Origin of the sequence: Fictibacillus barbaricus (assembly GCF_014635025.1) — a bacterium.
GTDB lineage: Bacteria > Bacillota > Bacilli > Bacillales > Fictibacillaceae > Fictibacillus > Fictibacillus barbaricus.
The window spans coordinates 1346028-1371439 of record NZ_BMCE01000001.1 but is presented as its reverse complement, the minus strand read 5'-3'; the positions used below and the strand labels follow the sequence as shown (position 1 = coordinate 1371439).

At 39.7% G+C, this 25412-nt stretch carries 18 protein-coding genes and 1 other annotated feature; of the genes, 1 reads left to right on the top strand and 17 read right to left on the bottom strand.

Features of this window, described 5'->3' with window-relative positions:
• Positions 1-114: 114 nt before the first annotated feature.
• The 12 genes from IEV52_RS06640 to hemA form a co-directional block, all read right to left on the bottom strand.
• Positions 115-1836: a GGDEF domain-containing protein gene (locus tag IEV52_RS06640; RefSeq protein WP_188401693.1), complete on the bottom strand. Its 1722-nt coding sequence runs from the start codon at positions 1834-1836 to the stop codon at positions 115-117.
• A 114-nt stretch (positions 1837-1950) separates the two neighbouring features.
• Positions 1951-3240: a bifunctional folylpolyglutamate synthase/dihydrofolate synthase gene (locus IEV52_RS06635; protein WP_308464562.1), complete on the bottom strand. Its 1290-nt coding sequence runs from the start codon at positions 3238-3240 to the stop codon at positions 1951-1953.
• Between the two features lie 78 nt (positions 3241-3318).
• The gene (locus IEV52_RS06630) at positions 3319-5967 is read right to left on the bottom strand and encodes a valine--tRNA ligase (protein ID WP_188401691.1); all 2649 of its coding nucleotides are present in this window, start codon (positions 5965-5967) and stop codon (positions 3319-3321) included.
• 103 nt (positions 5968-6070) lie between these two features.
• Positions 6071-6295 (bottom strand) — a binding site (T-box leader).
• 387 nt (positions 6296-6682) lie between these two features.
• Positions 6683-7750, bottom strand: a complete 1068-nt coding sequence (gene ysxE, locus IEV52_RS06625; protein WP_188401690.1) for a spore coat protein YsxE — start codon at positions 7748-7750, stop codon at positions 6683-6685.
• Complete coding sequence (locus IEV52_RS06620; protein ID WP_188401689.1) at positions 7747-8664, bottom strand: hypothetical protein; 918 nt, start codon at positions 8662-8664, stop codon at positions 7747-7749. Before IEV52_RS06620 ends, ysxE begins: the two co-directional genes overlap by 4 nt.
• A 14-nt stretch (positions 8665-8678) precedes the next feature.
• Positions 8679-10466 (bottom strand): LysM peptidoglycan-binding domain-containing protein, encoded by a 1788-nt coding sequence (locus IEV52_RS06615; RefSeq protein ID WP_188401688.1) that lies wholly within the window; start codon positions 10464-10466, stop codon positions 8679-8681.
• Positions 10467-10587: 121 nt separating this feature from the next.
• Entirely contained in the window at positions 10588-11874 is a 1287-nt protein-coding gene (hemL, locus tag IEV52_RS06610) for a glutamate-1-semialdehyde 2,1-aminomutase (protein WP_188401687.1), read from the bottom strand.
• A gap of 14 nt (positions 11875-11888) precedes the next feature.
• The gene (gene hemB, locus IEV52_RS06605; protein WP_188401686.1) at positions 11889-12860 is read right to left on the bottom strand and encodes a porphobilinogen synthase; all 972 of its coding nucleotides are present in this window, start codon (positions 12858-12860) and stop codon (positions 11889-11891) included.
• Positions 12861-12862: 2 nt separating this feature from the next.
• Positions 12863-13624: a uroporphyrinogen-III synthase gene (locus tag IEV52_RS06600; RefSeq protein WP_188401685.1), complete on the bottom strand. Its 762-nt coding sequence runs from the start codon at positions 13622-13624 to the stop codon at positions 12863-12865.
• Positions 13624-14556: a hydroxymethylbilane synthase gene (gene hemC / locus IEV52_RS06595; protein WP_188401684.1), complete on the bottom strand. Its 933-nt coding sequence runs from the start codon at positions 14554-14556 to the stop codon at positions 13624-13626. The genes IEV52_RS06600 and hemC overlap by 1 nt, the downstream gene beginning before the upstream one ends.
• Before the next feature lie 20 nt (positions 14557-14576).
• Positions 14577-15395: a cytochrome C assembly family protein gene (locus IEV52_RS06590; RefSeq protein ID WP_188401683.1), complete on the bottom strand. Its 819-nt coding sequence runs from the start codon at positions 15393-15395 to the stop codon at positions 14577-14579.
• A 37-nt stretch (positions 15396-15432) separates the two neighbouring features.
• On the bottom strand, positions 15433-16800 hold the full coding sequence (hemA, locus tag IEV52_RS06585) for a glutamyl-tRNA reductase (protein ID WP_188401682.1): 1368 nt from the start codon (positions 16798-16800) through the stop codon (positions 15433-15435).
• A gap of 234 nt (positions 16801-17034) precedes the next feature.
• Between hemA and IEV52_RS06580 the strand changes: the two genes are divergently transcribed.
• Positions 17035-17511 (top strand): LiaF transmembrane domain-containing protein, encoded by a 477-nt coding sequence (locus tag IEV52_RS06580; protein WP_188401681.1) that lies wholly within the window; start codon positions 17035-17037, stop codon positions 17509-17511.
• 64 nt (positions 17512-17575) lie between these two features.
• Here the strand turns inward: IEV52_RS06580 and yihA are convergent, their stop codons facing one another.
• The 5 genes from yihA to tig all read right to left on the bottom strand — a co-directional run bounded on the left by yihA (position 17576) and on the right by tig (position 25351).
• On the bottom strand, positions 17576-18163 hold the full coding sequence (gene yihA, locus IEV52_RS06575) for a ribosome biogenesis GTP-binding protein YihA/YsxC (RefSeq protein WP_188401680.1): 588 nt from the start codon (positions 18161-18163) through the stop codon (positions 17576-17578).
• Positions 18163-20478 carry an endopeptidase La gene (gene lon, locus IEV52_RS06570; RefSeq protein ID WP_188401679.1) on the bottom strand — a complete coding sequence of 772 codons (2316 nt, stop codon included), beginning with the start codon at positions 20476-20478 and terminating at the stop codon, positions 18163-18165. Before lon ends, yihA begins: the two co-directional genes overlap by 1 nt.
• A 139-nt stretch (positions 20479-20617) precedes the next feature.
• Positions 20618-22285, bottom strand: a complete 1668-nt coding sequence (gene lonB / locus IEV52_RS06565; protein ID WP_188401678.1) for an ATP-dependent protease LonB — start codon at positions 22283-22285, stop codon at positions 20618-20620.
• Positions 22286-22453: 168 nt separating this feature from the next.
• Positions 22454-23728 (bottom strand): ATP-dependent protease ATP-binding subunit ClpX, encoded by a 1275-nt coding sequence (clpX, locus tag IEV52_RS06560; protein ID WP_188401677.1) that lies wholly within the window; start codon positions 23726-23728, stop codon positions 22454-22456.
• A 330-nt stretch (positions 23729-24058) separates the two neighbouring features.
• Positions 24059-25351 (bottom strand): trigger factor, encoded by a 1293-nt coding sequence (tig, locus tag IEV52_RS06555; protein WP_188401676.1) that lies wholly within the window; start codon positions 25349-25351, stop codon positions 24059-24061.
• Positions 25352-25412 lie beyond the last annotated feature (61 nt).

Genomic DNA, 25412 nt, shown 5'->3' with positions numbered 1-25412 from the left:
CATCTACTAAAACATATGCTTTTCTTGTTTTAATAGAACTAAAAATAAAACGGGAAATAAGAAATCAAGCTGTATATAAAACAAAAAACTTCAAGTTTTCACCTGAAGTCTCATCTATCCAACATATGCAGCTACTTTATTTCGTCCTTGCTGCTTCGCTCCGGTATACATGGCCCGATCTGCATTTCTGATTAGTGCAAGCGGATCTTCTCCTTGGTGGGGCGCAGTGGCAACACCAATGCTTGCTGTTATGTAAATATTATGTCTGCATTGATCGGTCAAATCGTTACATATTTCAAACCATTCATCAGATATGACAGAACGAAGCGCTTCTGCTATAACAAAACACTCCTTCTCATCTGTTTCAGGCAATACAATAATAAACTCTTCACCGCCATAGCGTGCAACGGTTCCACGGTTACCAATAAAGTTCTCCAGTCTTCTAGCTAGCAGGATAAGAACATCGTTTCCACTTTGATGTCCATAAGTATCATTAACAGTTTTAAAATGATCAATATCAAGCAGAATAACCGAGAATTGCTTTCTAAAGTACTCATAGTTTTGGTACATACTTGTAAGGAGATCTTCAAAGTACCGATAATTATATAAACCTGTTAACGGACATTGTTCACTCTTTAATTTTGTTGACTCATAGTTTCTAGCATTATCGATGGCAACTGCTAGATAGTTTGCCAGAATCTCTAAAATAATTAAGTGGTGTTTTTGAAATGCGTGCTTTTCTTTTGAAGCAAAGGTAATGATTCCAACGATCTTTTGGTTACGAATCATAGGAACGGAGAGTACGGATTCAGCTTTACCTTGAAAAAAGAGATCTGATACCTGCTGCCATGCTTTTACTTTACTGTAGCGTATACTTTTTCCTGTCGCCCAGACCCTGCCGCTGATCGCTTCGTGTTTTTTAATAGGGACAACTGTTAATATTCCTTCTTCACTTTCATATTTACGTATGATATTTAGATGTTCACCTGCGTCAGCATCATAGATAAAAGCAAAGTCTACCTCCATAAACCCGATTAGCTTTTCAATAAAAACATCTAAAATATGATTTACTTTAAGATGTTCAGAAAGCTGCTGGCCAATTTCGCTTGCTTTTTGAAGAGAATCGTTAACCTGCTTACTCGCATGATAGAGGTTAATAATAATAGAGAGCGAAAGAAATGGAAGTCCGACATAGAAGATACCTGGCCGTCCTAATTGAGAATAAAGAACATACAACATTAGCCCTACTGGAATTGCGAGTACTTCTGAGACAAGATCCCATAGCGCATCTCTGTCAAAAAAAGCAATGTCTTGTTCATAAAGAACGGTAACAATAAAATATAGTCCTACATGATTTAAAACTAAACCTGTAAATACGTAAGCGACAACAGGAATTAAATTAATAGATTCACTAACGTCAAACGCTCCCGTCTCACCGCCAAGAAGGTGAAAGATGAACCCTTCACAAATGATGATCCAAGAAAACATAAGGGTGTTAGCCATATATCTGTAATATTCTTTGATCGGGTTCACTCTTAGGGTTATGAACATGGCGATTAAAGACAATATAGTTATAAATAAGGCGACATTCATCCCGAAATATAGGAAAACGGCTAAATTAATGCCTGACATAAATGTGATGTTTGTATCTAAAACTTTTATAGGGAAAAAGGAAACAACAACCGCGAGCAGAGAGATGATGCTTAAATCAATAAGATTGATCTCAGGCTGATTGACAGTCATCCGAGAAGCAGTCCATATCGCAAGGGGGAAAAAGCAAACCCATGCTATTATGAGATACATTCGTTTTTTCTTATCTCTCATCTGCCTCGTCATCAACTTATCCCCCTTTCTACCATATAAAAGCCTAAAACACATCTTTTTTACTAGTACATTTTCATTATCTTTTTATTTTATCAAAAGTTCTAAAAATTACAATAAATGTTATTCTTATTTTTTAAATGTTTTTCTTACCTCAGAAATAAAGTAGAGGGATCCTGTAATAATCAGCACATCTTCTTTATTTAATCGCCCTCTAAGTTCATCTAATGCTTCAGTCCAAGAGGAATTTGCGCTAGAGTTTGGAAAAGGACTTTCAGCAAGAAGCATTTCTGCTGAAGCAGCTCTTGGAAAATCAAAAGTTGTGAAGCATGCCTCATATACGATTTCTTCTAGTTCTTTCATCATGTGACCATAGTCTTTATCATGCAATGCAGCAAACAATAAATACACTTTTTTCGATCTATAGTGATTCAGCAATGTTTGTTTAAGAGCATGAACACCTTGCAAGTTATGTGCTCCGTCGATTATTATATCGGGTGACTGTGATACTTTTTCAAATCTTCCAGCCCAGTTTGCATCATGCAACCCATTTTTTATATCAGAAGTAGAAAATGTAAATCTTCCGGATTTACGCAGATGATGGATTGCAGCTATTGCTAATCCTGCATTCTTTATTTGATGTGTTCCTTTCATGGAGATGACGTATTCCTCTTTCACATTTTCTTGTCCGATATAAGTAAATTTCTCACCATTATCAGTACTTTCTTGATGCAGAACGTCAAAATCTCTCTTTAAAAAATAGGAGTCTGATTTCATTTCAACGGCTTTACGTTCGATCACTTCGATGGCAGCTTCTTGTTCAACTGTTGAAATAACAGGGACATTCGCTTTAATGATTCCCGCCTTTTGAAAGGCGATTTCCTCGATCGTTTCTCCAAGTATCCCCATATGGTCATATCCGATGTTTGTTATTAAGCTTAGGATCGGTGTGATCACATTAGTAGAATCATACAATCCACCTAGACCCGTTTCAAAAAGAACAATATCAGGCTTCTTTTCGGCAAAATATAAAAGTGAAATAACCGTGATGACTTCAAACTCTGTCGGGCTGCCAAGAGGTGTAGCAGTCAATTCTTCAACCAGCGGCTTTAGAGCTCTTGAATATTGAAGCAGTTCTTCATCCTTAATAGGAGAACCATTAATAGAGACTCTTTCATTAAACGTTATGAGGTACGGAGACGTAAAGGTTCCAACACTAAAACCCGCTTCATTAAAGATGCTTCTTAAATATTCTACGGATGACCCTTTGCCATTCGTACCAGCTATATGGATAAACGATAACTCCGTTTCAGGGTTTCCTGTTTTTTTCAAAAGCCACTCTACTCTTTTCAACCCTGGTTTAATCCCGAATTTCAGCAAACTATGTATCCAGTTCAGCGCTTCCTCATAAGAATTCACTTGTACTACCGCCTTTCTTAACATTTAAAAAGACGAATCCTTGCAAAAAAGGATCCGCCTTCAGTTAACTAATTGTTTTTAGCTTTGAAGCTCTTTGATTCGTGCTAACACGTTATCATATTTTTCTTGATAATCTGCTTCCTTTGCACGTTCTTCTGCGATAACCTTTTCAGGTGCTTTTTTCATAAACCCTTCATTGCTTAACTTTTTCTGTACACGCTCTACTTCTTTCGCATACTTTTCTGCTTCTTTTTCAAGTCGCTTAATCTCTTCGTCAATGTTCAGTAATCCTTCAAGAGGAAGGTACATTTCAAGACCTGACAATACAGTACTCATGCTCTTTTCAGGTGCTGAGATCTCATCTGAAATTACAAGTTCACTCGGGTTACAGAAACGAAGTAGATATTGACGGTTCTTTTCAAGAGCAGCAAGAATTTCTTTATTTTTCGGTTTGATCTGAAGTTCGATCGGTTTACTTGGTGCAACATTCATCTCTGAGCGAATGTTACGAACAGATCGGATCACTTCTGTAACAAGCGCAAATTCTTTTGCTGCTTCAGAGAAATGAAGATCTTCTCTTTTTTCTGGCCATGCTGCAACGGTGATTGACTCACCTTCATGAGGCAGGTGCTGCCAAATTTCCTCTGTAATAAACGGCATAAATGGATGCAGCAATCGAAGCGTATTGTCTAACACATATGCGAGTACCGAACGTGTTGTCTTCTTTGCTTCTTCATCTTCCCCGTACAACGGAAGCTTCGCCATCTCAATATACCAGTCACAGAGATCATCCCAGATAAAGTTATAAAGCAGGCGGCCTACTTCTCCAAATTCATAAGTATCGATCAATCTAGTGATGTCTTCTGTTGTTTCATTTAATCGTGTAAGGATCCATTGATCAGCCAATGATTTCTTGCCGCTTAAATCAATTTCGTCATATTGTATCCCTTCCATGTTCATCAAAGCAAAACGTGACGCATTCCAGATTTTATTGGCAAAGTTCCACGTAGACTCAACTTTTTCCCAATAGAATCGAAGGTCATTACCAGGCGAACTTCCTGTGGTTAAGAAGAATCGTAGTGCGTCTGCACCATATTTTTCGATAACATCCATCGGGTCTACACCGTTGCCCAGTGATTTACTCATCTTTCTGCCTTCTGAGTCACGTACAAGCCCATGAATTAATACATCATTAAACGGCTTTTGATCTGTGAATTCTAGCGATTGAAAGATCATTCTTGAAACCCAGAATGAAATAATATCATATCCTGTTACTAATACATTTCCAGGGAAGTAACGTTTAAGATCAGCAGCTTCTTTATCGGGCCATCCCATTGTAGAAAAAGGCCATAATGCAGATGAGAACCACGTATCAAGAACATCTGTGTCCTGCTCCCAATTTTCAGGATCTTTCGGTTCGGTTTTCCCAACGTAGATTTCTCCCGTTTCTTTATGGAACCAAGCAGGTATGCGATGACCCCACCATAGCTGACGGGAAATACACCAGTCACGGATGTTTTCGATCCAGCGCATATACGTGTTCTCAAAACGGTCTGGAACAAAGTTTACTTTGTCGTCACTGTTTTGTAGCTTGATCGCTTCTTCAGCTAACGGCTTCATTTTTACGAACCATTGTGTTGATAAGTATGGTTCAACTACTGCCCCGCTTCTTTCTGAATGGCCAACAGAATGCATGTGCTCTTCAATCTTAAAAAGTACACCTTGCTCCTGAAGATCCTTTACGATCTGCTTACGGCATTCAAAACGATCTAATCCTTGATATTCTCCAGCATTTTCGTTCATCTTTCCGCCTTCATCCATTACAAGGATTCTCTCAAGATTATGCCTGTTTCCAATCTCAAAATCGTTCGGGTCATGTGCTGGTGTAATCTTAACAGCTCCTGAGCCAAATTCCATATCTACATAATCATCGCCAACGATCTCGATCTCACGCCCAACGATTGGAAGAACCGCCTTTTTCCCGATCAGGTGCTGATATCGTTCATCTTTTGGATGAACGGCAATCGCTGTATCACCAAGCATAGTTTCCGGTCGAGTTGTAGCAACCTCGATATGACCTGAACCATCTGCTAGCGGATATTTCATATGATAGAAAGCACCTTGAACATCTTGGTGGATAACCTCAATATCAGAAAGTGCTGTTTTTGTCTGTGGATCCCAGTTGATGATATATTCACCACGATAGATTAAGCCCTTTTCATAAAGCGTAACAAATACCTCTTTAACTGCATCTGAAAGTCCTTCATCTAATGTGAAACGCTCACGAGAATAATCGAGTCCAAGCCCTAGTTTAGCCCATTGCTGACGGATAAACTCCGCATATTCTTCTTTCCATTCCCATGATTTCTCTAAAAACTTTTCTCTTCCTAGGTCATAACGTGAGATGCCTTCCTCGCGCAGCTTACCTTCAACTTTTGCCTGAGTGGCAATGCCCGCGTGATCCATACCAGGCAGCCATAAAACATCATACCCTTGCATACGTTTTGTACGAGTTAAAATATCTTGAAGTGCCGTATCCCAAGCATGCCCGAGGTGAAGTTTTCCAGTAACGTTTGGAGGGGGGATAACAATCGTATAAGGTTTTTTCCCTTCCTCACTTTTTGCTTCAAAAAACTTTCCTTTTAACCAAAAATCATAACGGTTTTCTTCCGTTGCCTTAGGATCATATTTCGTAGGCATCGTCAGTTCTTTCTGTTCGTTCGTCATTATGTTCTCCTCCTTTATTGATTGGCTGAATAGAATCTAAAGTCTCTCTTAAAAGTTACGCTCAAAAGTCTGCCTCTTAAAAAGACAAAAAAGCCCTTTCGTCGAAAAGGACGAAAGGACTCCGCGGTACCACCTTTATTTACGGCAGGATAAAATAAACCTGCTGTACACTTCATTGATAACGGATGCACCGTCTTCTTCTACTCCTATTTTCAAAGAAGATGCTCAAGGGCGACTTCCAACTAACTTTCCTTAAGGATTCTTTCAGCGGATGAATCCTCTCTCTAAAAGGCGTTACATTTGTACTATTCCCTGTCTACGCAACAATATAGAATCTGATTTTATTTTATACAAGATATCTCTTTTTAGTCAATAGGATAACCGTAACTTGTAAAAGTTATTCTATGCAAAAGAATGCTTAGTGTGAAGCCCGTCTTTCACGGTAAAGGTAATTTTGCATAACTTATAGAAAAAAGGGCGAATGGAGGGCTTCTCTTGGCTCGAAGATATTTTAGGAAAGCCCGCTTTCCTGGATGGCTTTTGACTTTAAAGAATGCAATCTGTCAATTAACTGTTCCACTAATCATCTTTCAACTCCTAAGGACGATCCTTTTTCCCTCGGCAGTAGATTTTATTATACTCTTAACCTTATTAATCCTTCATTTTGGATTTGCTTACGAGGTCTTTTAAATTAAAAAAGAGATCACATATAGGATTATATGTGATCTCCTTCATCATTTATGTGAATTTTTGTTGGAACAGCATTATCTAAAGGTGCAGGTGGAGGAGCTTGCATAATCGCATTACAAAAATCCCGGATTTTTTTCATTGCGCTTATTCTGCTCTCTAGCCTGTGCACCATTTCTATTTGGGAATAATCGTTTCGCTTGCTGCAGTATAGATCTACAGCATTAAAAACAGGTTCGGGATATGATAAATAACTGATTAATAATCCTCTTTCCTCATTTAACAATGGTACATGTTTCTCGTATAAATCTAATAATAACATTCCTTCCTCCACGGCCCATTCTCTTTGATGGGCAACCCTTCGGAAGTAAACCGCTAGGTCCCTGGCTGGTGTATCGAGTACGGCTTTCTCAAAGTTAAGCAGATGACCTTCACCCGTAGGATTAAAGATCAGATGGTTCCTTGACACTTTTCCGTGACAAAGGACGCTCCGGTAACGTCTTTCCCTTTGACACGTATCGTACCAATCCTTTAATCTTCTTTTCGCTTCTTCCGTCATTCTCATGATCTGATGAAAATGACTTAAATATGTTAATTCGAACGGCGACATATATGTTTTCTGTTCTGCTTCTTCTGTAAATCGTTCCATCTCATACTGTCTATTTTCCCATCTGTTCATAAGATACTGATACGAATGCTCTACCACTTCATTTGAAAAATCTTGTTCTTTAAGCGTCAGAGCATGCACTTTTCCAATATAATCTAAAAGGACCTCATCTTTAGCTTTTTCATTTCTTTCATCAGAAGCAAACCAAGGCATCAGATAGAAGGTTTTTGAACCTAACTGTACGGTATAATCACCAAACTTTGTAGGATAAAGAGGCACAACCTGATGGAAACCTATTTCCGAGAGCCTTTGAATAACATGTGTGAACCAGTTTCTTTCGTCTTCGGTCATTTCTGCTTCTTTCAGTGCAAAAGTACCCCTTTTCGTTATGACCTTTTTTACTTTCCCATGCTGTTCTAATTTTTCGGGAAATAGATCATAGTGAAAAAGGACGGGCCCGTAATTTAATGTATCCTTTTCCGTTGTCATAGGGCCACCTTCCTCCTATTTTCATCAAACCATTCTGTTACAGTCTTAAGCAGAGTACGATTTAACCCCCATAGTTCTTCGTACTTTTTTAACCCTTCAACCATTCTTTCCAAACTGCTGTTATCTAACTGGTTGAGACAATCATACAATTCCCATGGAGTCACAATTTCTGCTAGTAATAATAAACCTTGTTCTCCCTCTAACGAGAAATGTTTATTGACCTCCGTTAACAGCAATTTCAATGAAGCAGTTGAAGTATGTTCCAGCCATTCCAATAAGAAGCTTCGAACGGGCATGTATCCTTTGACCGGCCAGGCATCACCACCCTGATAAAAAAGAAAATGAAAGATTCGCTGGCCATTTTTGATACTCAGCTCTTTTTCAAGTATCGGCAATCTGCTTCTTCTCACTTTGCTTTTTAGTGCCTCAGAAAACTGAATACGCTGTTTTGCTTCATATATGCTAGACGTGATGCATCGAAAGTTCCCTTCCATATACTTTTGTGTTACATGTAATGCATTCTCTATATTAAAAACGGGTACCTCTATTTTCATGTCATGACCAGGCTCTAGTTGAGCCTTTAATGAGGCTGATAACAGACTACCTATAAACTGTCCCCATCTTTCAACCTCATCGCAGCCAAATGGAGTATCCGCATAATCATGCAGCGTGATCCACTGTTTACCATAATAAATTGCATGATCTCCGCTTCTAGTACGAATCATCCTATCAGGCACGGCGCCTGAGCCTTTTGAAGACTCATCGCGCCATTTCACGTGCCATTTTAAACATTCTTCTTCCTTCCAATAGCGTAAACGTTTTTCTCCAAAATCCGTTAGGATAACATGAGGTCTTTCCTTCCACCTTACTCCATATAGCTCATATTCATTTTCTAAGGTGTTAATCAGATCCATATCAGCACCTCATTTTATCGTGAAGTTACAGGGATATAGATAATCTGTCCTTCAGATACTTCACCTTGCTGCAATTGATTCATGCGCATAAGAGTATTTAATGAGATATCGTACCTCTCACAAATATGCTCTAAAGAATCTCCTCTTTGAAGAATATACATCCTCATCTTAGAGAAACGATCTTCTTTACCTGATAACATCTTTGTAAGATAAAGAGCATTTTCATCTCTTGGTTCATCATCTCGTTCATGCTGTTTAGCTTCTGGTGCGGAAGAAGTTTCTGTTTCTTCATAACTAGTATCTTCATATTCATAAGAAGGATCATGTTCTTCATCTTGTTGATGATAAACTGTATCATCATACTCTTGTTCAGCCTCATAGGTTTGTTCTCCATACTCATAATCATTTGTATAGGAAGGCCGATCTGACTGGGTCTCTTGATATTGATAATTGCCATAGTTGTTTTGCTGATAAGGGTACACTGGCTGCTGCTGATATGCCTCATGCTGTTGGTATCCCTCTTGTTGCTGGTAAGCCTCAGGCTGCTGGTAAGCCTCATGCTGTTGGTATCCCTCTTGCTGCTGGTAAGCCTCATGCTGTTGGTATCCCTCTTGCTGCTGGTAAGCCTCATGCTGCTGGTACCCCTCTTGCTGCTGGTAAGCCTCTTGCTGCTGATAAGCCTCTTGCTGCTGATAAGCCTCTTGCTGCTGGTACCCCTCTTGCTGCTGGTAAGTCTCTTGCTGCTGGTACCCCTCTTTCTGGTAGGAATCTTGCTGCTGGTAACCATTTTGCTGCTGATATGGATTGTATGGATACGGACGGTCTTGATACGTTTGCGGATCATTATAGCTTTTTGCTTGGCTATTATAAGATTCAGGCTGGTACTCTTGTAATTCTTGAGATTCTTGGTAGCTTTCATGCTGCTCTTCTTGAACGTAATCCGAATAATCAGCTCCATCAATAGATTCTACTTCTCCATACACTTCCTGAGCATCTTCATATTGAATCTCATCTTCTCGTGTAGAAGATGAGTTAGAGCTGCGTGTATCTTCATTTGAAAAAGCAATAGCTTTTAATGAATCAAACGTAGCTTCCATTGTACGGTCATCTTGTGGTTCAAAATGCGGTTTAAACTCAAAAGCTGTCTGTGTTTCGTCACGAACCTCAGCTTTATTTTCATTGAATCTAGCTAACAATTCATTTGGCTGAGGCTGTGAAGGCACTCCCCCACTTTGACGAGCTTCAAACTGGAAAGGAGTAAAAATATCCTGTCTCTCTTCATTCTGTGCTGATCGTTCTTCGGAAGCTGCTGAACGTACCGCTTCTTTTGGAAGGTCATAAGCCGGACTTTCCTGACGCTGTTTTTCATCTTTTATTCCGTAAATACAGATCGATGCAGATAGCTCAAAGCAGGTTGAATTTGGAAGTTCATATTCGAATGATTCTACTTCCACCTTTACCTCGTTTGAATCCTCTACACGATAAGATGGGATGGTAATATCAACTGGAAAACGATGCACCAGTTCTGTTACCCCGTCTTCTAACACATTTAACTGTGTAAGCGATCGATAAGATACACTTTCAGCTAACGGATTCTGATTTACATCAGCAGCATCTTGTTCTTGTTTTTCTGCACAATATTTACCTTTTAAAATGAGAGCTCCCTTGATATAAACCTGTCCGGCTTCCTCTGTAATGTTAATTTCAGGATCAAGTGACATCGACAAAACTTCAGCTACTTCCTGTCCTTTCTTAAGCCAAACAGACTCCTCAATGGAGAAACGCAGCTTCGATTGACTCATGCCCTTCTCCTCCTTTCGGTTTGCATATAGTTATACAATATAGGTGTATGAGTGAACGGGACGAAATATGAATCAAATAAAAATAGCGTCCGCAATAATGAGCGAACGCTAGGAAGTAATACTATTTTAATTGTGAAAAAGCTTTCCTAAAGGCAGCTACTGTTTTCTCGATATCTGCTTCCGTATGTGCTGTTGACAGGAACAATCCTTCAAATTGTGATGGAGGCAGCGAAATACCTTCTTGAAGCATTGTCCGGAAACAAGAATTAAAATGATCCAGATTTGATAACTTTGCTGTTTCATAGTTGATAACATCGTGATCGGTAAAGAAGAAACCGATCATACTTCCTGCACGGTTGATCGTATGCTCTATACCATAATGTTCTGCAGCTTCAGAAATTCCTGTCGCGAGAAGATCTCCAAGCTTTTGGAAGTAACCATAACTTTCTTTTGTAAGTTGAGAAAGTGTAGCATAACCTGCAGCCATCGCAAGTGGATTTCCTGATAAAGTACCTGCTTGGTAGATCGGACCGCTTGGTGCAATCTGTTCCATAATTTCCCGTTTCCCGCCATACGCACCTACAGGCAGACCACCGCCGATTACTTTTCCTAAGCATGTAAGGTCAGGAGTTACACCAAAGTACCCTTGTGCACATTCGTAATCCACACGAAATCCGGTCATAACTTCATCAAAGATCAAAAGTGAGCCATGCTGTTCCGTGATCTTACGCACCCCTTCAAGAAAACCTTTTTGAGGAGGAACTACTCCCATGTTTCCTGCTACTGGTTCTACGATCACACACGCAATATCCTCGCCAAATTGGTCAAATGCAACTTGAAGGCTCTCAAGATCATTGTAAGGTACTGTAATCGTATTTTGTGCTATTCCTTCCGGGACACCTGGAGAATCAGGAAGTCCAAGAGTGGCTACACCAGAGCCAGCTTTTATCAATAGTGAATCTCCATGTCCATGGTAACAGCCTTCAAACTTTACGATCTTACTTCTTCCTGTGTAACCGCGTGCTAAACGAAGGGCACTCATAGTTGCTTCGGTACCAGAATTTACCATTCGAACGACTTCAATAGATGGTACACGATCAATGACTAGTTTTGCAAGCTTCGTTTCCATTTCGTTAGGAGCACCGAAACTTGTACCACGTTCAGCTGTTTCCTTAAGTGCTTTAACAACTTCTTCATCAGCATGTCCTAAAATTAATGGTCCCCAAGATAATACGTAATCGATATATTCATTTCCGTCGATGTCGTAAATCTTAGAGCCTTTCCCTCGCTCCATAAATACAGGGTCCATTTTTACTGACTTAAATGCCCTAACGGGACTATTAACGCCACCTGGCATATATTCCTTTGCTTCTTTAAAGGCAGCGATCGATTTATCAAAGCTTTTCATACCAACACCCCTTTTTATTTGTCGTTCAGCCATCCAGCTGCATCTTTTGCAAAATACGTAATGATGAGATCTGCTCCAGCTCTTTTCATAGAGATCAATTTTTCGAGCACGATGCTCTTCTCATCTACCCAGCCATTCAACGCAGCAGCTTTAATCATCGAATATTCTCCACTCACATTGTAAGCAACAAGAGGCAGAGGATATCGGTCCTTAAGCTCTCTTAAAATATCCAGGTAAGATAGTGCTGGTTTTACCATTAAAAAGTCAGCGCCTTCAGCGATATCCGATTCAGCTTCACGAAGAGCCTCTAATCGGTTTGCCGGATCCATCTGATACGTTTTTCTGTCTCCAAATTGAGGTGTACTATGAGCTGCATCACGGAAAGGTCCATAAAATGAGGATGCATACTTAACAGCATAGGACATGATTGGAACATCATAGTATCCTGCTTCATCCAATCCTTGTCTGATGGCTGCTACAAAACCGTCCATCATGTTTGAGGGAGCAATAATGTCAGCCCCTGCTGCCGCTTGAGAGACAGCGGTTTTTGCCAAGAGTGCCAGTGTTTCATCATTGAGTACATCACCGTTCTCGATCACTCCGCAATGTCCATGATCTGTGAACTGACATAAACAGGTATCAGCAATTACCGTCAAAGACGGAGCGATTTCTTTAATCTGGCGAATAGCTTTTTGTACAATTCCATTATGATCATAAGCCGAGCTTCCGCAATCATCTTTTTCGTTAGGCACACCAAACACGATGATAGATTGGATGCCTAACCCTTCAATCTCTTTTACTTCTTCCTGTAAATAGTCGAGAGACAGATGGTATACACCCGGCATAGAAGGTACTTCTTTTTTTACATTCTCGCCCTCAACAAAAAATAATGGGTAAATAAAATCTGACACATGAAGATGTGTTTCACGGACAAGAGAACGCATGGATGCTGATTTTCTTAAACGACGATGACGCTGAAAATTCATGATTATCTTCCTCCTTGAAAATAAGAGATGGCACAGTTCACCATATCTTCTGCAGTAAAATTATTCGGCATAAAAACATGCAAGAATCCACTTTTCTCAGCGGAAGCCTTTGTAGTCGGCCCAATACAGAATACTGGGGTCTTATAGATCGTGCTGTTGTGCTTGATAGCATCTTGTTTCATCATAAATGAAACAGCGGAAGGGCTCAAAAAAAAGAAACAATCGGCTTTCTCTGGCAATGACCAATCCAAATCTACTGCAGAAGTTGTTTCATAGACAATCAGCTCTTCCACATGAGCAATATCTGCTAAGGATTCTTTAAGATATGAAGGAGCTAAATTTCCTTTTGGAAACAGAATCCTTTCATCTTTTAGGACCTGTTTCTTCAGAACTTCCGCTAAATCTGATGCATCAAAGCGTCCCGGTACGAGTATTGATGTCACTCCATATCGTCTTAATGTATCCGCTGTTTTTTCACCTACAGCAGCAAACTTATGGTTTTGTAAAGACACGTCTAGATCGTTGATCAGCTGAAAAAAATAGTCAACTCCATTCTTACTCGTAAAGATAATCCAATGGAACGATGAAAGATCATCCAAAATTTTTTCTTTCAGAACATTCTTTGCACCCTTAATGGATACAACGGGAAAAGAAAGGGGTATTCCTCCTCTTTCTTTAATTCGTGTAATCAAAGGTTCTGCCTGTTCTTTCGGCCTGGTAACAAGAATCGTTTTGCCTTCTAACGATCTATCCTTCCATTTCATTAAGCGTTTAAATCCTTTTTTACATCATCCAGAATTTTCTTTGCACCTAAGCTCTTTAATTCTTCAGCAAGATCGACTCCTACACGTTGAGGGTCTTTACCTTTGTTTATTTCTTTTAATACTTTTTTGCCTTCTGGATCGGCAACAAGGCCAGTTAATGTTACTTCGTGATCATCGGTCATTGTTGCAAATGCAGCGATTGGCACCTGGCAGCCGCCTTCTAACGAATGTAAAAAAGCACGTTCAGCTTGAACCGTTTGATACGTATATTCATCATTAAGTGTTGATAACAGCTCTTTCACTTCACTGTCTTCACTTCTGCATTCGATCGCTAATGAGCCTTGTCCTACAGCCGGTAAACAGAGGTCAACATCTAAATATTCTGTTACGACATCACTGGACCAGCCCATTCTTTCTAATCCTGCTGCGGCAAGAATGATAGCATCAAATTCTCCTGATTTCAGCTTTTCAAGACGTGTATCGATGTTACCGCGGATAGACTTCATTGTCAGATCTGGACGTCTGTTCAATAGCTGTGCTGCTCTTCTTAATGAACTAGTTCCTACAACTGCACCGTTAGGTAATTCTCTTAATGAAGAATACTTCTCTGAGATCAATGCATCTCTAGGGTCAACGCGTTTCGGTGTACATCCGATTTCTAATCCTTCAGGCAATTCAGATGGCATATCTTTCATACTGTGTACAGCGATATCAATCTCTTTATCTAACATAGCCTGTTCGATCTCTTTAACAAAAAGCCCTTTACCCCCTACTTTAGACAAAGTTACATTTAGGATTACATCACCTTTAGTAACAATTTCTTTCACTTCAAACTCAAAAGGCATACCTGCTTTTTTTAATTGGTCGATCACCCAATTTGTCTGTGTTAGAGCTAACTTACTTCTTCTAGAACCTACAATAATTTTTCTCATTATATGAATCTCCTATCTCTTTACTTATACCATAGATGGAATTCTGTAAACGTTGATGCTAAAAAGTAGTTAATCAAAACGACCAGAAACGCAGCCACATTCCAAAGTGCCAGTGTTTTCCCCTGAACGCCCCTTCCTACCTTTTGATACAAGTATGTGCTGTAAACCAGAAGAACGACAAACGATGAGATGACTTTTGCATCGAGAAGCGTAAAGTCATTCAACTTCCAGAATGCCCATACCACTCCTAATATTAAACTTAGCAGGAGGAGAGGGACTCCTATTGTATTCAACCTAAATGATAACTTTTCTAAGTATGATAGACTGCCGAATCGCTGCAGTCTTTTACTCCATTTTTTTCGTTTTAACATGCCATGCTGCAGCAAATACATGAATGAAAAGATAAAAGACAGTGAGAAGGCTCCATATGAGATAAAAGCCATAGTTATATGAATAATCAATAGTTCTGAAAAGAGCTGTTTTTCCAGCACTGCGCTGGCCTGTCCTGTAGGTGCGAACAAATGAATCGACACTAACAGGAACCCTAGTACATTAGTGAAGAAAACTAAGAAATCTACCCTGAAAAACCTGCTCATGACCACCGAAAAAGTTACGAGTATCCATGCATAAAAAAACAGGCCTTCCGAGGGTGTTAATATCGGAAACCGCTGATCTTTCAGCATCCTTAACACAAAAAAGACCGATTGTAGTATCCAGACAATAGAAAGCAACCAGAAAGCAAATTGGTTCGCTTTCCGGTTGTTTTGAAGAAAATCTATAAAATAGCCTATGATGCTAAGTGCATATAAGACGATAGTCAGATCATATATCCAATTCATTCTGCTCACACTCCATGAGCTCGAGGGAAACGAAAGCTTACGTTCTCACTGCAGCGGAATTAACCACTTCATCCGTCAAAGAAGGTCTCTCTTCTCTGTTTGCAGCGAGTCCTGTTTCCAACTGCTTCTGTTTATCCAAGTATTCTTCCAACCCAAAAATCTCTGTAAACAACTGTAGCTGCTCATCTGCCCCTGGCTGTCCAGCCATTTCTTTCGCTCTTGTGACTGGATCACGCAGCAATTGATTCACTATACTTTTGGTATGCTTACTTAAAATCTTTCTTTCGCGTTCTGTAAGATCAGGAAGCTTGCGTTCAATGCTTTGCATGGTCTCAGCTTGGATGTTTAGTGCTTTTTCACGAAGGGCAGAAATCAACGGAACAACACCAAGCATAGAGATCCAGGATTGGAAAGCTACGATTTCAGCTTCAATCATGATTTCAATCTTTTCTGCTTCCTTCATGCGTTCAGCAAGATTTGACTCAACAATACCCTCTAAATCATCGATATCATATAAGAAAACACTTTCTAAATCGTGCAAAGCGGGATCCAAGTCTCGCGGAACCGCAATATCTACCATAAACAATGGGAGCCCTTTACGTTTCTTAACAGCTGGAGCCGCCATTTCTTTTGTAATAACAAAGTCGCTTGCTCCTGTGGAAGAAATCACGATATCTGCTTTTACAAGCAAGCTTTCTAAGCTTTCGAAAGGCTGTGCTGTTCCATGAAACTTCTTGGCTACTTCTTTTGCTTTTTCAAATGTACGATTAATCACTAATACTTCATTGCCACCACTTGCATGAAGATGTTTAGCTGTAAGCTCACCCATTTTACCGGCTCCGACGATCAAGATCGTCTTATTTTGAAGACCGCCAAAGATTTTCTTGGCAAGTTCAACAGCTGCATAGCTGACTGAAACCGCATTTTCACCGATATCAGTTTCAGAGTGACACTTTTTTGCAAACGTGATCGCTTGTTTCATCAATTTATTAAAGATCGTGCCCGTAGCATCAAGTTTCTGAGATTCAAGAAAACCATCTCGTACTTGACCGAGTATTTGTGTTTCTCCAATAACCATAGAATCCAAGCCCGCTGCAACACGGAAAAGATGTTCTACAGCCGCTTCCCCATCTCTGATACTCAAAAATGGAGAAAGTTCTTCTTTATCTATTGAAAACCAGTCCGCCAAAAAAGATTTGATGTAGTATCTTCCTGTATGTAGCTGATCGGCAACTGCATAAATCTCAGTACGGTTGCACGTTGAAACGATTACACATTCAAGTATACTTTTTTGTTTTCGGAGTGTAGAGATCGCATCAGACAATTCAGCGGGCTGAAATGAAACTTTTTCCCGGATTTCTACGGGTGCTGTTTTATAATTAAGTCCAACCACTAGAATATGCATGCGCTCACCTCCCTTAATTATGTATGTTCTATCCTTATTATAGCATGTCCTAAAAAACGGAATATCCGATATTGTGAACAGAATTTAAACGTTTATGCTATGATAGGATTATTACTTTTTAATCGGTGTTCGTGGAGTTTTAGGGTAACCATATTCTCTAACACTTAGCACCATTATTAAAAATAACAAATTTCGACCAAATTAGCAAAGGTTTACGTTTAAGATGGAGGAATTATGAAACAAAGAAACACATTCAGCGGCATCATTTTACTAGGTATCGGATTATTCTATTTTACAACAAGAATGAACATTGAAATTCTTCAGCCCTACCTAACTTGGCCAACTTTATTAGTAATCATCGGTATCGCTCTGATCATGCAGGCAAACGGCGGAAAGGACTCTTCAAGTCTGTTTTCAGGAGTCTTCCTTACGGGACTTGGGCTGCATTTTCATTTGGCAGCGAAAATTTCCGCATGGCCTGAACCCCTGCAGATGATCACTTTACTTACAGGAATATCTTTCCTCATGCAGTACCGAAAAACAAAAGAAGGACTCATACCCGGGCTGTTCTTAACCCTTTTAGCTATTTGGCTGATCTTCTTTAAGAGTAATACCCCTTCTGTAGAGAATATATTTGTAAAAGCAGAAGATTTCTGGCCTATTATTCTGATGGTATTAGGTGCTTATCTCATGTTTTTTAAAAAGAAATAGTTTGTTTTTGTTATCTTTCATACTAAAAAACCCTGTGCTCACTAAGAGCACAGGGTTTTAGTTTTTATTTGGTTAAGTAGGAGTTAAGTACACCCCAAGCTTCGTCTTTTCCGTGCCCGGTCTCAGATGAGAATAATACGATCTTGTCACTCGGATCCATGTTTAATGTTTCTTTGACAACTTTTTTATGTTTGTCCCATTTTCCTTTAGGGATCTTATCACTTTTTGTTGCAACAATAATGACAGGAAGCTCGTGATATTTAAGCCAGTCATACATCAAGCAATCGTCTTTTGAAGGGGGATGTCTGAGATCCACGAGCTGAACAACTGCTTTTAACTGTTCTCGTTCAACAAGATACTGTTCAATCATCTTACCCCAAGCTTCTCTTTCTGTTTTTGACACTTTAGCAAATCCATAACCAGGAACGTCTACAAAGTAGAAACTTTCATTTAAGATATAAAAGTTTAGCGTTTGTGTTTTTCCTGGTCTAGAAGATGTACGCGCTAAGTTTTTACGATGAATCATCTTATTAATAAAAGATGATTTCCCTACATTCGATCGACCTGCCAGAGCAATTTCGGGAAGATTTCCTTCCGGATATTGTTTAGGTCCAACTGCCGAAATAACAATTTCTGCTGTATTTACTTTCACTATCTATCACCCGCTAATGCTACTTTTAACACTTCATCTAAATGGGATACCGCTATAAAAGATAAGCCTTCTTTTACTGTATCCGGTATATCTTCAATGTCTTTTTCATTCTCTTTTGGAAGAATGATCGTCTTAATTCCTGCTCGATGTGCACTTAATGATTTTTCTTTTAATCCGCCGATCGGCAATACACGGCCTCTCAATGTAATCTCACCTGTCATCCCTACATCTTTTCTTACAGGCTTCTTGGTCAAAGCAGATACAAGAGCTGTAGCGATTGTGATACCTGCTGAAGGTCCATCTTTTGGCGTTGCCCCTTCTGGAACGTGTATGTGAATATCTGTTTTTTCGTAAAAATCCGGATCAATCCCTAGATCTTCTACTTTTGTCCGAACATAACTTAAAGCAGCCTGAGCTGATTCTTTCATCACATCGCCTAATTTTCCGGTAAGGATAAGTTTCCCTTTCCCCGGAGAAAGAGCGACTTCTATGGAAAGTGTATCTCCGCCAGCCGTCGTATAAGCTAAACCAGTAGCTGCACCAACTTGATCTTCAAGTTCAGCCTGGCCATATCGGAAGCGTGGTTTACCTAAGTAATCCTCAAGGTTTCTTGCCGAAAGTACAACCTTTTTCTTCTCTTCAGATACGATTTGTTTAGCTGCTTTTCTGCATAGTCCTGCAATTTGACGTTCAAGGTTACGTACTCCTGCTTCCCTTGTGTAATTACGAACTAGCTTTAAAATACAATCATCCTTAAACTGAATCTGGCTCTTTTTCAGACCATGTTCCTTCAACTGTTTAGGAATCAAGTGGTTTTTAGAAATGTGAAGTTTCTCGACTTCTGTATAACCAGCGATTGAAATAACTTCCATTCGATCTAAAAGAGGACCTGGAATCGTTGAAAGAGAGTTGGCTGTTGTTACGAACATGACTTTAGATAAATCATAAGGCTCTTCGATGTAATGATCACTGAACGTGCTGTTTTGCTCAGGGTCTAAAACTTCCAGCATGGCAGAAGATGGGTCTCCTCTAAAATCACTAGACATCTTATCAATCTCATCAAGCAAGAACACAGGATTGATCGTGCCTGCTTTTTTCATGCCCTGAATTAATCTGCCTGGCATTGCTCCTACATATGTTCTCCGGTGGCCTCTGATCTCCGCTTCGTCCCTTACTCCACCAAGTGAGATTCGAACAAAGTTTCTGCCGATCGCACGTGCAATAGACTTTGCTAAGGATGTTTTACCAACACCAGGAGGTCCAACTAAACAAAGAATTGGCCCTTTAAGCGAGTTTGTCAGTTTTTGGACAGCTAAATATTCTAAAACGCGTTCCTTCACTTTTTCTAGCCCGTAATGATCTTCGTTTAAAACGGTTTCTGCATGCGGAATATCTAAATTATCTACCGTTTCTTGTTTCCACGGAAGATTGACGAGCCACTCGATATATGTTCTTATCACAGAACTTTCTGCAGATGAATTTGGCATTTTTTCGTATCGGTCAAGTTCTTTCTTTGCCAGCTCCATGACATTCTCGGGCATATCAGATGAATCAATACGTTCTTTTAGGGTACTGACTTCGCCAACTTTGCCTTCTTTATCACCAAGTTCTTTTTGTATGGCTTTCATTTGTTCGCGCAAATAATATTCTTTTTGTGTTTTTTCCATGGCCTTTTTTACACGCTGACCAATTTTCTTTTCAAGTCCAAGCACTTCTTTTTCATTGTTTAACAATGTGAGAAGATGTTCAAGTCTTTCTTTCACATCGAAGATCTCAAGTATTTTCTGCTTCTCTTTAATCTTTAGAGAAAGGTGTGAAGAAATCACGTCAGCCATTCGCCCAGGCTCTGTTATATCTTGAACAGACGCCAAAGTTTCTGGCGTAACTTTTTTTGAAAGATTTATGTATTGTTCGAATTGCGCCAGAACAGCTCTCATTAACGCCTCTGTTTCGGCTTCCTTGACTTCAACATCATCTGTTAGTTCAACTTCTACTTCAACATGTGTTTTTTCATCCATAAAAGAAGTGATCTTCCCACGTTGAATACCTTCTACTAATACTCGAATCGTGCCGTTTGGCAGCTTGAGCATCTGATTTACTTTTGATAACGTTCCTACATTATATATTTCCTCTTTAGCCGGATCTTCTATTGATACTTCTTTTTGTGTAGAAAGAAAAATCATTTGGTCATCAAGCATCACCTTTTCAAGCGCTTGAATGGACTTTTCTCTTCCTACATCAAGATGAAGCACCATTGTCGGATAGACCAACAATCCGCGTAGAGGGAGGAGCGGAAGAACTCGTTTTTCCCCCATTAAAAACACCTCCGAAAACTGCTGTGTAATCATTAATTATATGCATAGTCTTTGTACAATTCTACCGATAATGCTTAACTTTGTCTAATGTAAGCTATTTATATTGAAAAGTTGAACAAAAAGAAACCCCTTCTTCTCCTTATACGGAAGAAGGAGGGGAATTAAGCGCTGCAGATGCAGGAACTGATTGCTCCTCGCTCTCATCTAAAAATGCATATTGAAACACCTCTGAGAGTTTTTTAACCGGGATGATTTCTACATCTTCAATGCTTTCGAATATTTTCTGGTTGTTCTCAAAAGGAATGAGCACTCGCTTTGCACCGGCATCTTTTGCGGCTAAAATCTTTGCCATAACACCTCCGACAGGCTTCACTTTTCCATGAATGCTGATTTCTCCTGTCATTGCAACTTCATGATCAATTTTAATATTATGAATCGCAGAATAGATGGAAGAAGCAATAGCTATTCCTGCTGAAGGACCATCTACAGGACCGCCGCCCGGAAAGTTCACATGGATATCATACATCGATGCATCTACTCCCATGTACCTAAGAACAGTGATTACGTTTTCGACAGAACCTTTAGCCATACTCTTTCTTCGAATAGATTTTGATTGGTTTCCGATACTCTCTTCTTCTGCTATGCCTGTAATCGTTATCGATCCTTGCTTCTTGGCCGGCAGAACTGTTGTTTCGATCTCTAATAATGCACCGCTTGTCGGTCCATATACGGCAAGGCCGTTTACTAAACCAATCTTTGGTTTTGCTCCTATTTTTCTTTCAGGTCTAGGAGCCATCCTGCTTGAATGTGTCACCCATTCTACATCGCTTTTCGTGATAGTCTTCCGCTCTTCTGTGATCGCTAGCCCAGCTGCAATTTGAATCATGTTTACCGCTTCACGGCCATTTTTCGCATATTGAGCCATGTACTGTAAAGATTCTGCATCGATTCCTAATTGAATCTTATCAGCCGCTCGTTTAGCGATTTGCTCTATCTCAGCTGGCTGGAGTTCTCTAAAAAAGACTTCTAAACATCTGGATCGAATCGCAGGGGGTATCTCTTCAGGCATACGAGTTGTAGCACCTATCATTCTAAAATCCGCAGGCAGACCGTTCTGGAATATATCATGGATGTGATGAGGAATAGTAGCGTTCTCCTCCGAATAATAAGCACTCTCTAAATAAACTTTTCGATCTTCTAATACCTTTAAAAGTTTGTTCATCTGTATTGGATGAAGTTCCCCTATCTCATCAATAAACAGGACCCCTCCGTGCGCATTCGTAACTGCACCTTGTTTGGGCTGTGGTATTCCCGCTTGTCCCATCGCCCCTGCACCTTGGTAGATCGGGTCGTGAACTGATCCGATTAAAGGATCAGCGATGCCCCGTTCATCAAACCGAGCTGTTGTCGCATCCAATTCTACAAATACAGCGCTTGATCGAAAAGGTGAGGTCTTATTCCTTTTCGCTTCTTCTAACACTAGACGAGCTGCTGCCGTCTTCCCAACTCCTGGGGGGCCATAAACGATCACATGCTGAGGGTTAGGTCCGCATAATGCTGCCTTTAATGCCTTAATGCCATCTTCTTGTCCGATAATATCTTCAAATTTGCCAGGCCGTACACGCTCAGACAATGGTTCGGATAGGGAGATCGAACGCAGTCTCCTTAGCTGTTCCATCTCTTTTCTTGATTCTTTATCCACGCTTACTTTTTGAGAACGCTGATTTCTAAGCAGGTTCCAAAAATACAGCCCGATTATGATACCAAAAAATAATTGAATAAGTAATGCTATGCCAGTCCAGTTCATTGTTTTTCCTCCCGGTACCTATGTAGTGATAGTCATAGTATCTCCGAGGAGGTGATGGGCTAAACGGTCATAAAGGCAAAAAGAATTTGATTGATTTATGATTAGAATATTTTTAATGGTGATAAAACAATAAAAAACCAGCTTTCGCTGGTTTTTTACACATTGAGATTAGGCACTCTCTTTTGGAGTTTCTTTTGATTGTTCTATCACAGTACCGTCTTCAAGTTCTAATGTTGGAGGCACTTTGTCAGAAATCGTTTCTTTTGTCACGATACATTTCACAACATCGTCTCTTGAAGGCAGCTCGAACATTACATCAAGCATAACCCCTTCGATGATAGAACGGAGTCCACGGGCACCTGTCTTACGCTCGATCGCTTGAGCAGAGATTTCACGAAGAGCTTCTTCTGTGAATTCTAATTCTACCCCATCAATATCTAATAGCTTTTGATATTGTTTGACAAGAGCATTCTTAGGCTTCGTTAAGATTTCGATCAATGCATCTTCATCTAAAGGATTCAAGTTAGAAATAACCGGTAAACGGCCGATAAATTCAGGGATCAGACCAAATCGAAGCAAGTCTTCAGGCAGAACCTTAGATAAGTATTCTCCTGCTTTTAAATCAGCTTGCTTGGAATCAGAACTAAAACCAATAACCTTTTTACCAAGACGTCGTTTAATAATTTGTTCAATTCCATCAAACGCACCACCGCAAATGAATAGAATGTTGGTCGTGTCGATTTGAATAAACTCTTGGTGAGGGTGCTTTCTACCTCCTTGAGGCGGAACACTAGCTACCGTACCTTCAAGGATTTTAAGTAGCGCTTGCTGAACCCCTTCACCAGATACGTCTCTTGTAATGGAAGGATTCTCTGATTTACGAGCGATCTTATCAATCTCATCAATATAAATGATTCCTTTTTCTGCTTTTTCAACATCATAATCAGCAGACTGTATCAGTTTAAGAAGAATGTTTTCAACATCCTCACCTACATAACCTGCTTCTGTTAAAGATGTAGCATCAGCAATAGCAAAAGGTACATTTAAAATACGAGCCAAAGTTTGAGCAAGAAGGGTTTTACCGCTTCCAGTCGGTCCGATCATCGCAATATTACTTTTTGCCAGTTCAACTTCATCTGATTTTTGAGATGAATTAATACGTTTATAATGATTGTAAACGGCTACAGAAAGAGATTTCTTGGCCTGATCCTGTCCGATTACATACTCATCTAGTATCTTGCGGATTTCGACTGGTTTAGGTACTTCTTTTAGCTCTACATCCTCTTCCGTACCTAGTTCTTCTTCTACAATTTCTGTGCAGAGTTCAATACACTCATCACAAATATATACACCTGGTCCAGCAACCAGTTTTCTAACTTGATCTTGTGTTTTACCACAGAAAGAACACTTTAACTGCCCTTTTTCATCATTAAATTTAAACAATGATATCACCCCTAAAACAAGAATATGGATGAAACGCTTGACCTATTTTCAGTCTTATCTGAATTAAAGTCTGGTATGTTCTATTTCTACTGTTTAAGCATTCCGTTGATTATAATGGATTGTATCACACTTCCATATTAAAACGGAAATAATAACGCTTAATAAATATGTATGGTATGGCTCTATATAAGTATGAACAATCCAGCGGGTTTTAAAACCTATTTTTCAAACAGGAGGAGGATTTACCCATAATTTGTTATGTATTGCAAAACAAGGCACGATAAATAAGGATCGCGCCTTGTTTCATTTTTAAACTGATTTAGTTGTTTATTAAGCAGTTTTGCTGTTGTCAACAAGGAAATCAATCGCTTTGCGAACTTTCAAGTCAGCAGCAACCGCATCGTTTCCACCTTGCATTGCTAGCATCTGCTTGATCTGTTCTACTTCCATCTTGTACATTTCAGCCATCTTGTTAAGTTCAGCATCGATTTCTTCTTCAGAAACTTCAATGTTTTCAGCTTCAACGATTGCTTCTAGCACTAGATTTGTGCGAACGCGCTTTCCTGCATCTTCTTTCATTTGCTCACGAAGTGCTTCTTCGCTAGTTCCAGAGAACTGGTAGTAAAGGTCAAGGTTCATACCTTGCATTTGAAGACGTTGACCAAATTCTTGAACCATACGGTCAAGCTCTGTGTTTACCATTGCTTCTGGAATTTCGATCTCTGCATTTTCAGAAGCTTTTTCGATAACTGTTTCACGAGTTTTGTTTTCAGCTTCTTGCTTTTTGCTTTCTTCAAGCTTCGTGCGAAGTTCTTTCTTTAGTTCTTCTAAAGTTTCAGCATCGCCTTCAGCTTCCTTTGCAAACTCATCATTAAGTTCAGGAAGTTGTTTAGCTTTGATGTCATGAATCTTAACTTTAAATACCGCAGGCTTACCAGCTAATTCTTCAGCATGGTACTCTTCAGGGAAAGTAACGTCTACGTCTTTTTCCGCTCCAGCTTTTTCACCAACTAATTTTTCTTCAAAGCCTGGGATGAATGAACCAGATCCGATTTCAAGCGAGTAGTTCTCAGCTTTTCCGCCTTCAAACGCTTCTCCATCAACGAATCCTTCAAAATCGATGTTTACAGTGTCGCCATTCTCAACAGTGCCTTCTTCTTTAACAACTAATTCTGCTTGTTGTTCTTGCAAAGAAGTCAGTTCGTTTTGAACATCTTCATCAGTAACTTCCGTTTCTACCTTTTCAACTTCAAGTCCTTTGTATTCGCCAAGTTTCACTTCAGGCTTAACGATAACTTTTGCTGTGAAAACAAGGTTGCTTCCCTGTTCCATTTTTTCAATGTCAACTTCTGGACGGTCAACAGGCTCAATTCCTGTCTCTTGTACAGCGTCTCCATATGCTTTTGGCAATAGGATATCTAAAGCGTCTTGGTAAAGAGATTCAACACCAAAACGTTGTTCAAAAAGTCTGCGCGGCATTTTTCCTTTACGGAATCCTGGTACGTTAACCTTTTTAACAACTTTTTTAAACGCTTGGTCTAGCGCTGTATCTACTTCAGTAGCCTCAACTTCAACCGTTAAGACACCTTGATTGCCTTCTAACTTTTCCCATTTAGCACTCATTAAATGTTCCCTCCAACATCGGTATTTCCATAAATATCATATAGATTACAACCATTCCATT

Bases quoted from the DNA above. Each gene is read 5' to 3' on its own strand.
- lon (WP_188401679.1), bottom strand. From the start codon at position 20,478: ATGGGGGAAAAACGAGTTCTTCCGCTCCTCCCTCTACGCGGATTGTTG.
- hemA (WP_188401682.1), bottom strand. From the start codon at position 16,800: ATGCATATTCTAGTGGTTGGACTTAATTATAAAACAGCACCCGTAGAA.
- IEV52_RS06630 (WP_188401691.1), bottom strand. From the start codon at position 5,967: ATGACGAACGAACAGAAAGAACTGACGATGCCTACGAAATATGATCCT.
- IEV52_RS06615 (WP_188401688.1), bottom strand. From the start codon at position 10,466: ATGAGTCAATCGAAGCTGCGTTTCTCCATTGAGGAGTCTGTTTGGCTT.
- IEV52_RS06640 (WP_188401693.1), bottom strand. From the start codon at position 1,836: ATGACGAGGCAGATGAGAGATAAGAAAAAACGAATGTATCTCATAATA.
- IEV52_RS06580 (WP_188401681.1), top strand. From the start codon at position 17,035: ATGAAACAAAGAAACACATTCAGCGGCATCATTTTACTAGGTATCGGA.
- hemB (WP_188401686.1), bottom strand. From the start codon at position 12,860: ATGAATTTTCAGCGTCATCGTCGTTTAAGAAAATCAGCATCCATGCGT.
- hemC (WP_188401684.1), bottom strand. From the start codon at position 14,556: ATGAGAAAAATTATTGTAGGTTCTAGAAGAAGTAAGTTAGCTCTAACA.
- IEV52_RS06620 (WP_188401689.1), bottom strand. From the start codon at position 8,664: ATGGATCTGATTAACACCTTAGAAAATGAATATGAGCTATATGGAGTA.
- ysxE (WP_188401690.1), bottom strand. From the start codon at position 7,750: ATGACAACGGAAAAGGATACATTAAATTACGGGCCCGTCCTTTTTCAC.
- hemL (WP_188401687.1), bottom strand. From the start codon at position 11,874: ATGAAAAGCTTTGATAAATCGATCGCTGCCTTTAAAGAAGCAAAGGAA.
- lonB (WP_188401678.1), bottom strand. From the start codon at position 22,285: ATGAACTGGACTGGCATAGCATTACTTATTCAATTATTTTTTGGTATC.
- tig (WP_188401676.1), bottom strand. From the start codon at position 25,351: ATGAGTGCTAAATGGGAAAAGTTAGAAGGCAATCAAGGTGTCTTAACG.
- IEV52_RS06600 (WP_188401685.1), bottom strand. From the start codon at position 13,624: ATGAAATGGAAGGATAGATCGTTAGAAGGCAAAACGATTCTTGTTACC.
- IEV52_RS06590 (WP_188401683.1), bottom strand. From the start codon at position 15,395: ATGAATTGGATATATGATCTGACTATCGTCTTATATGCACTTAGCATC.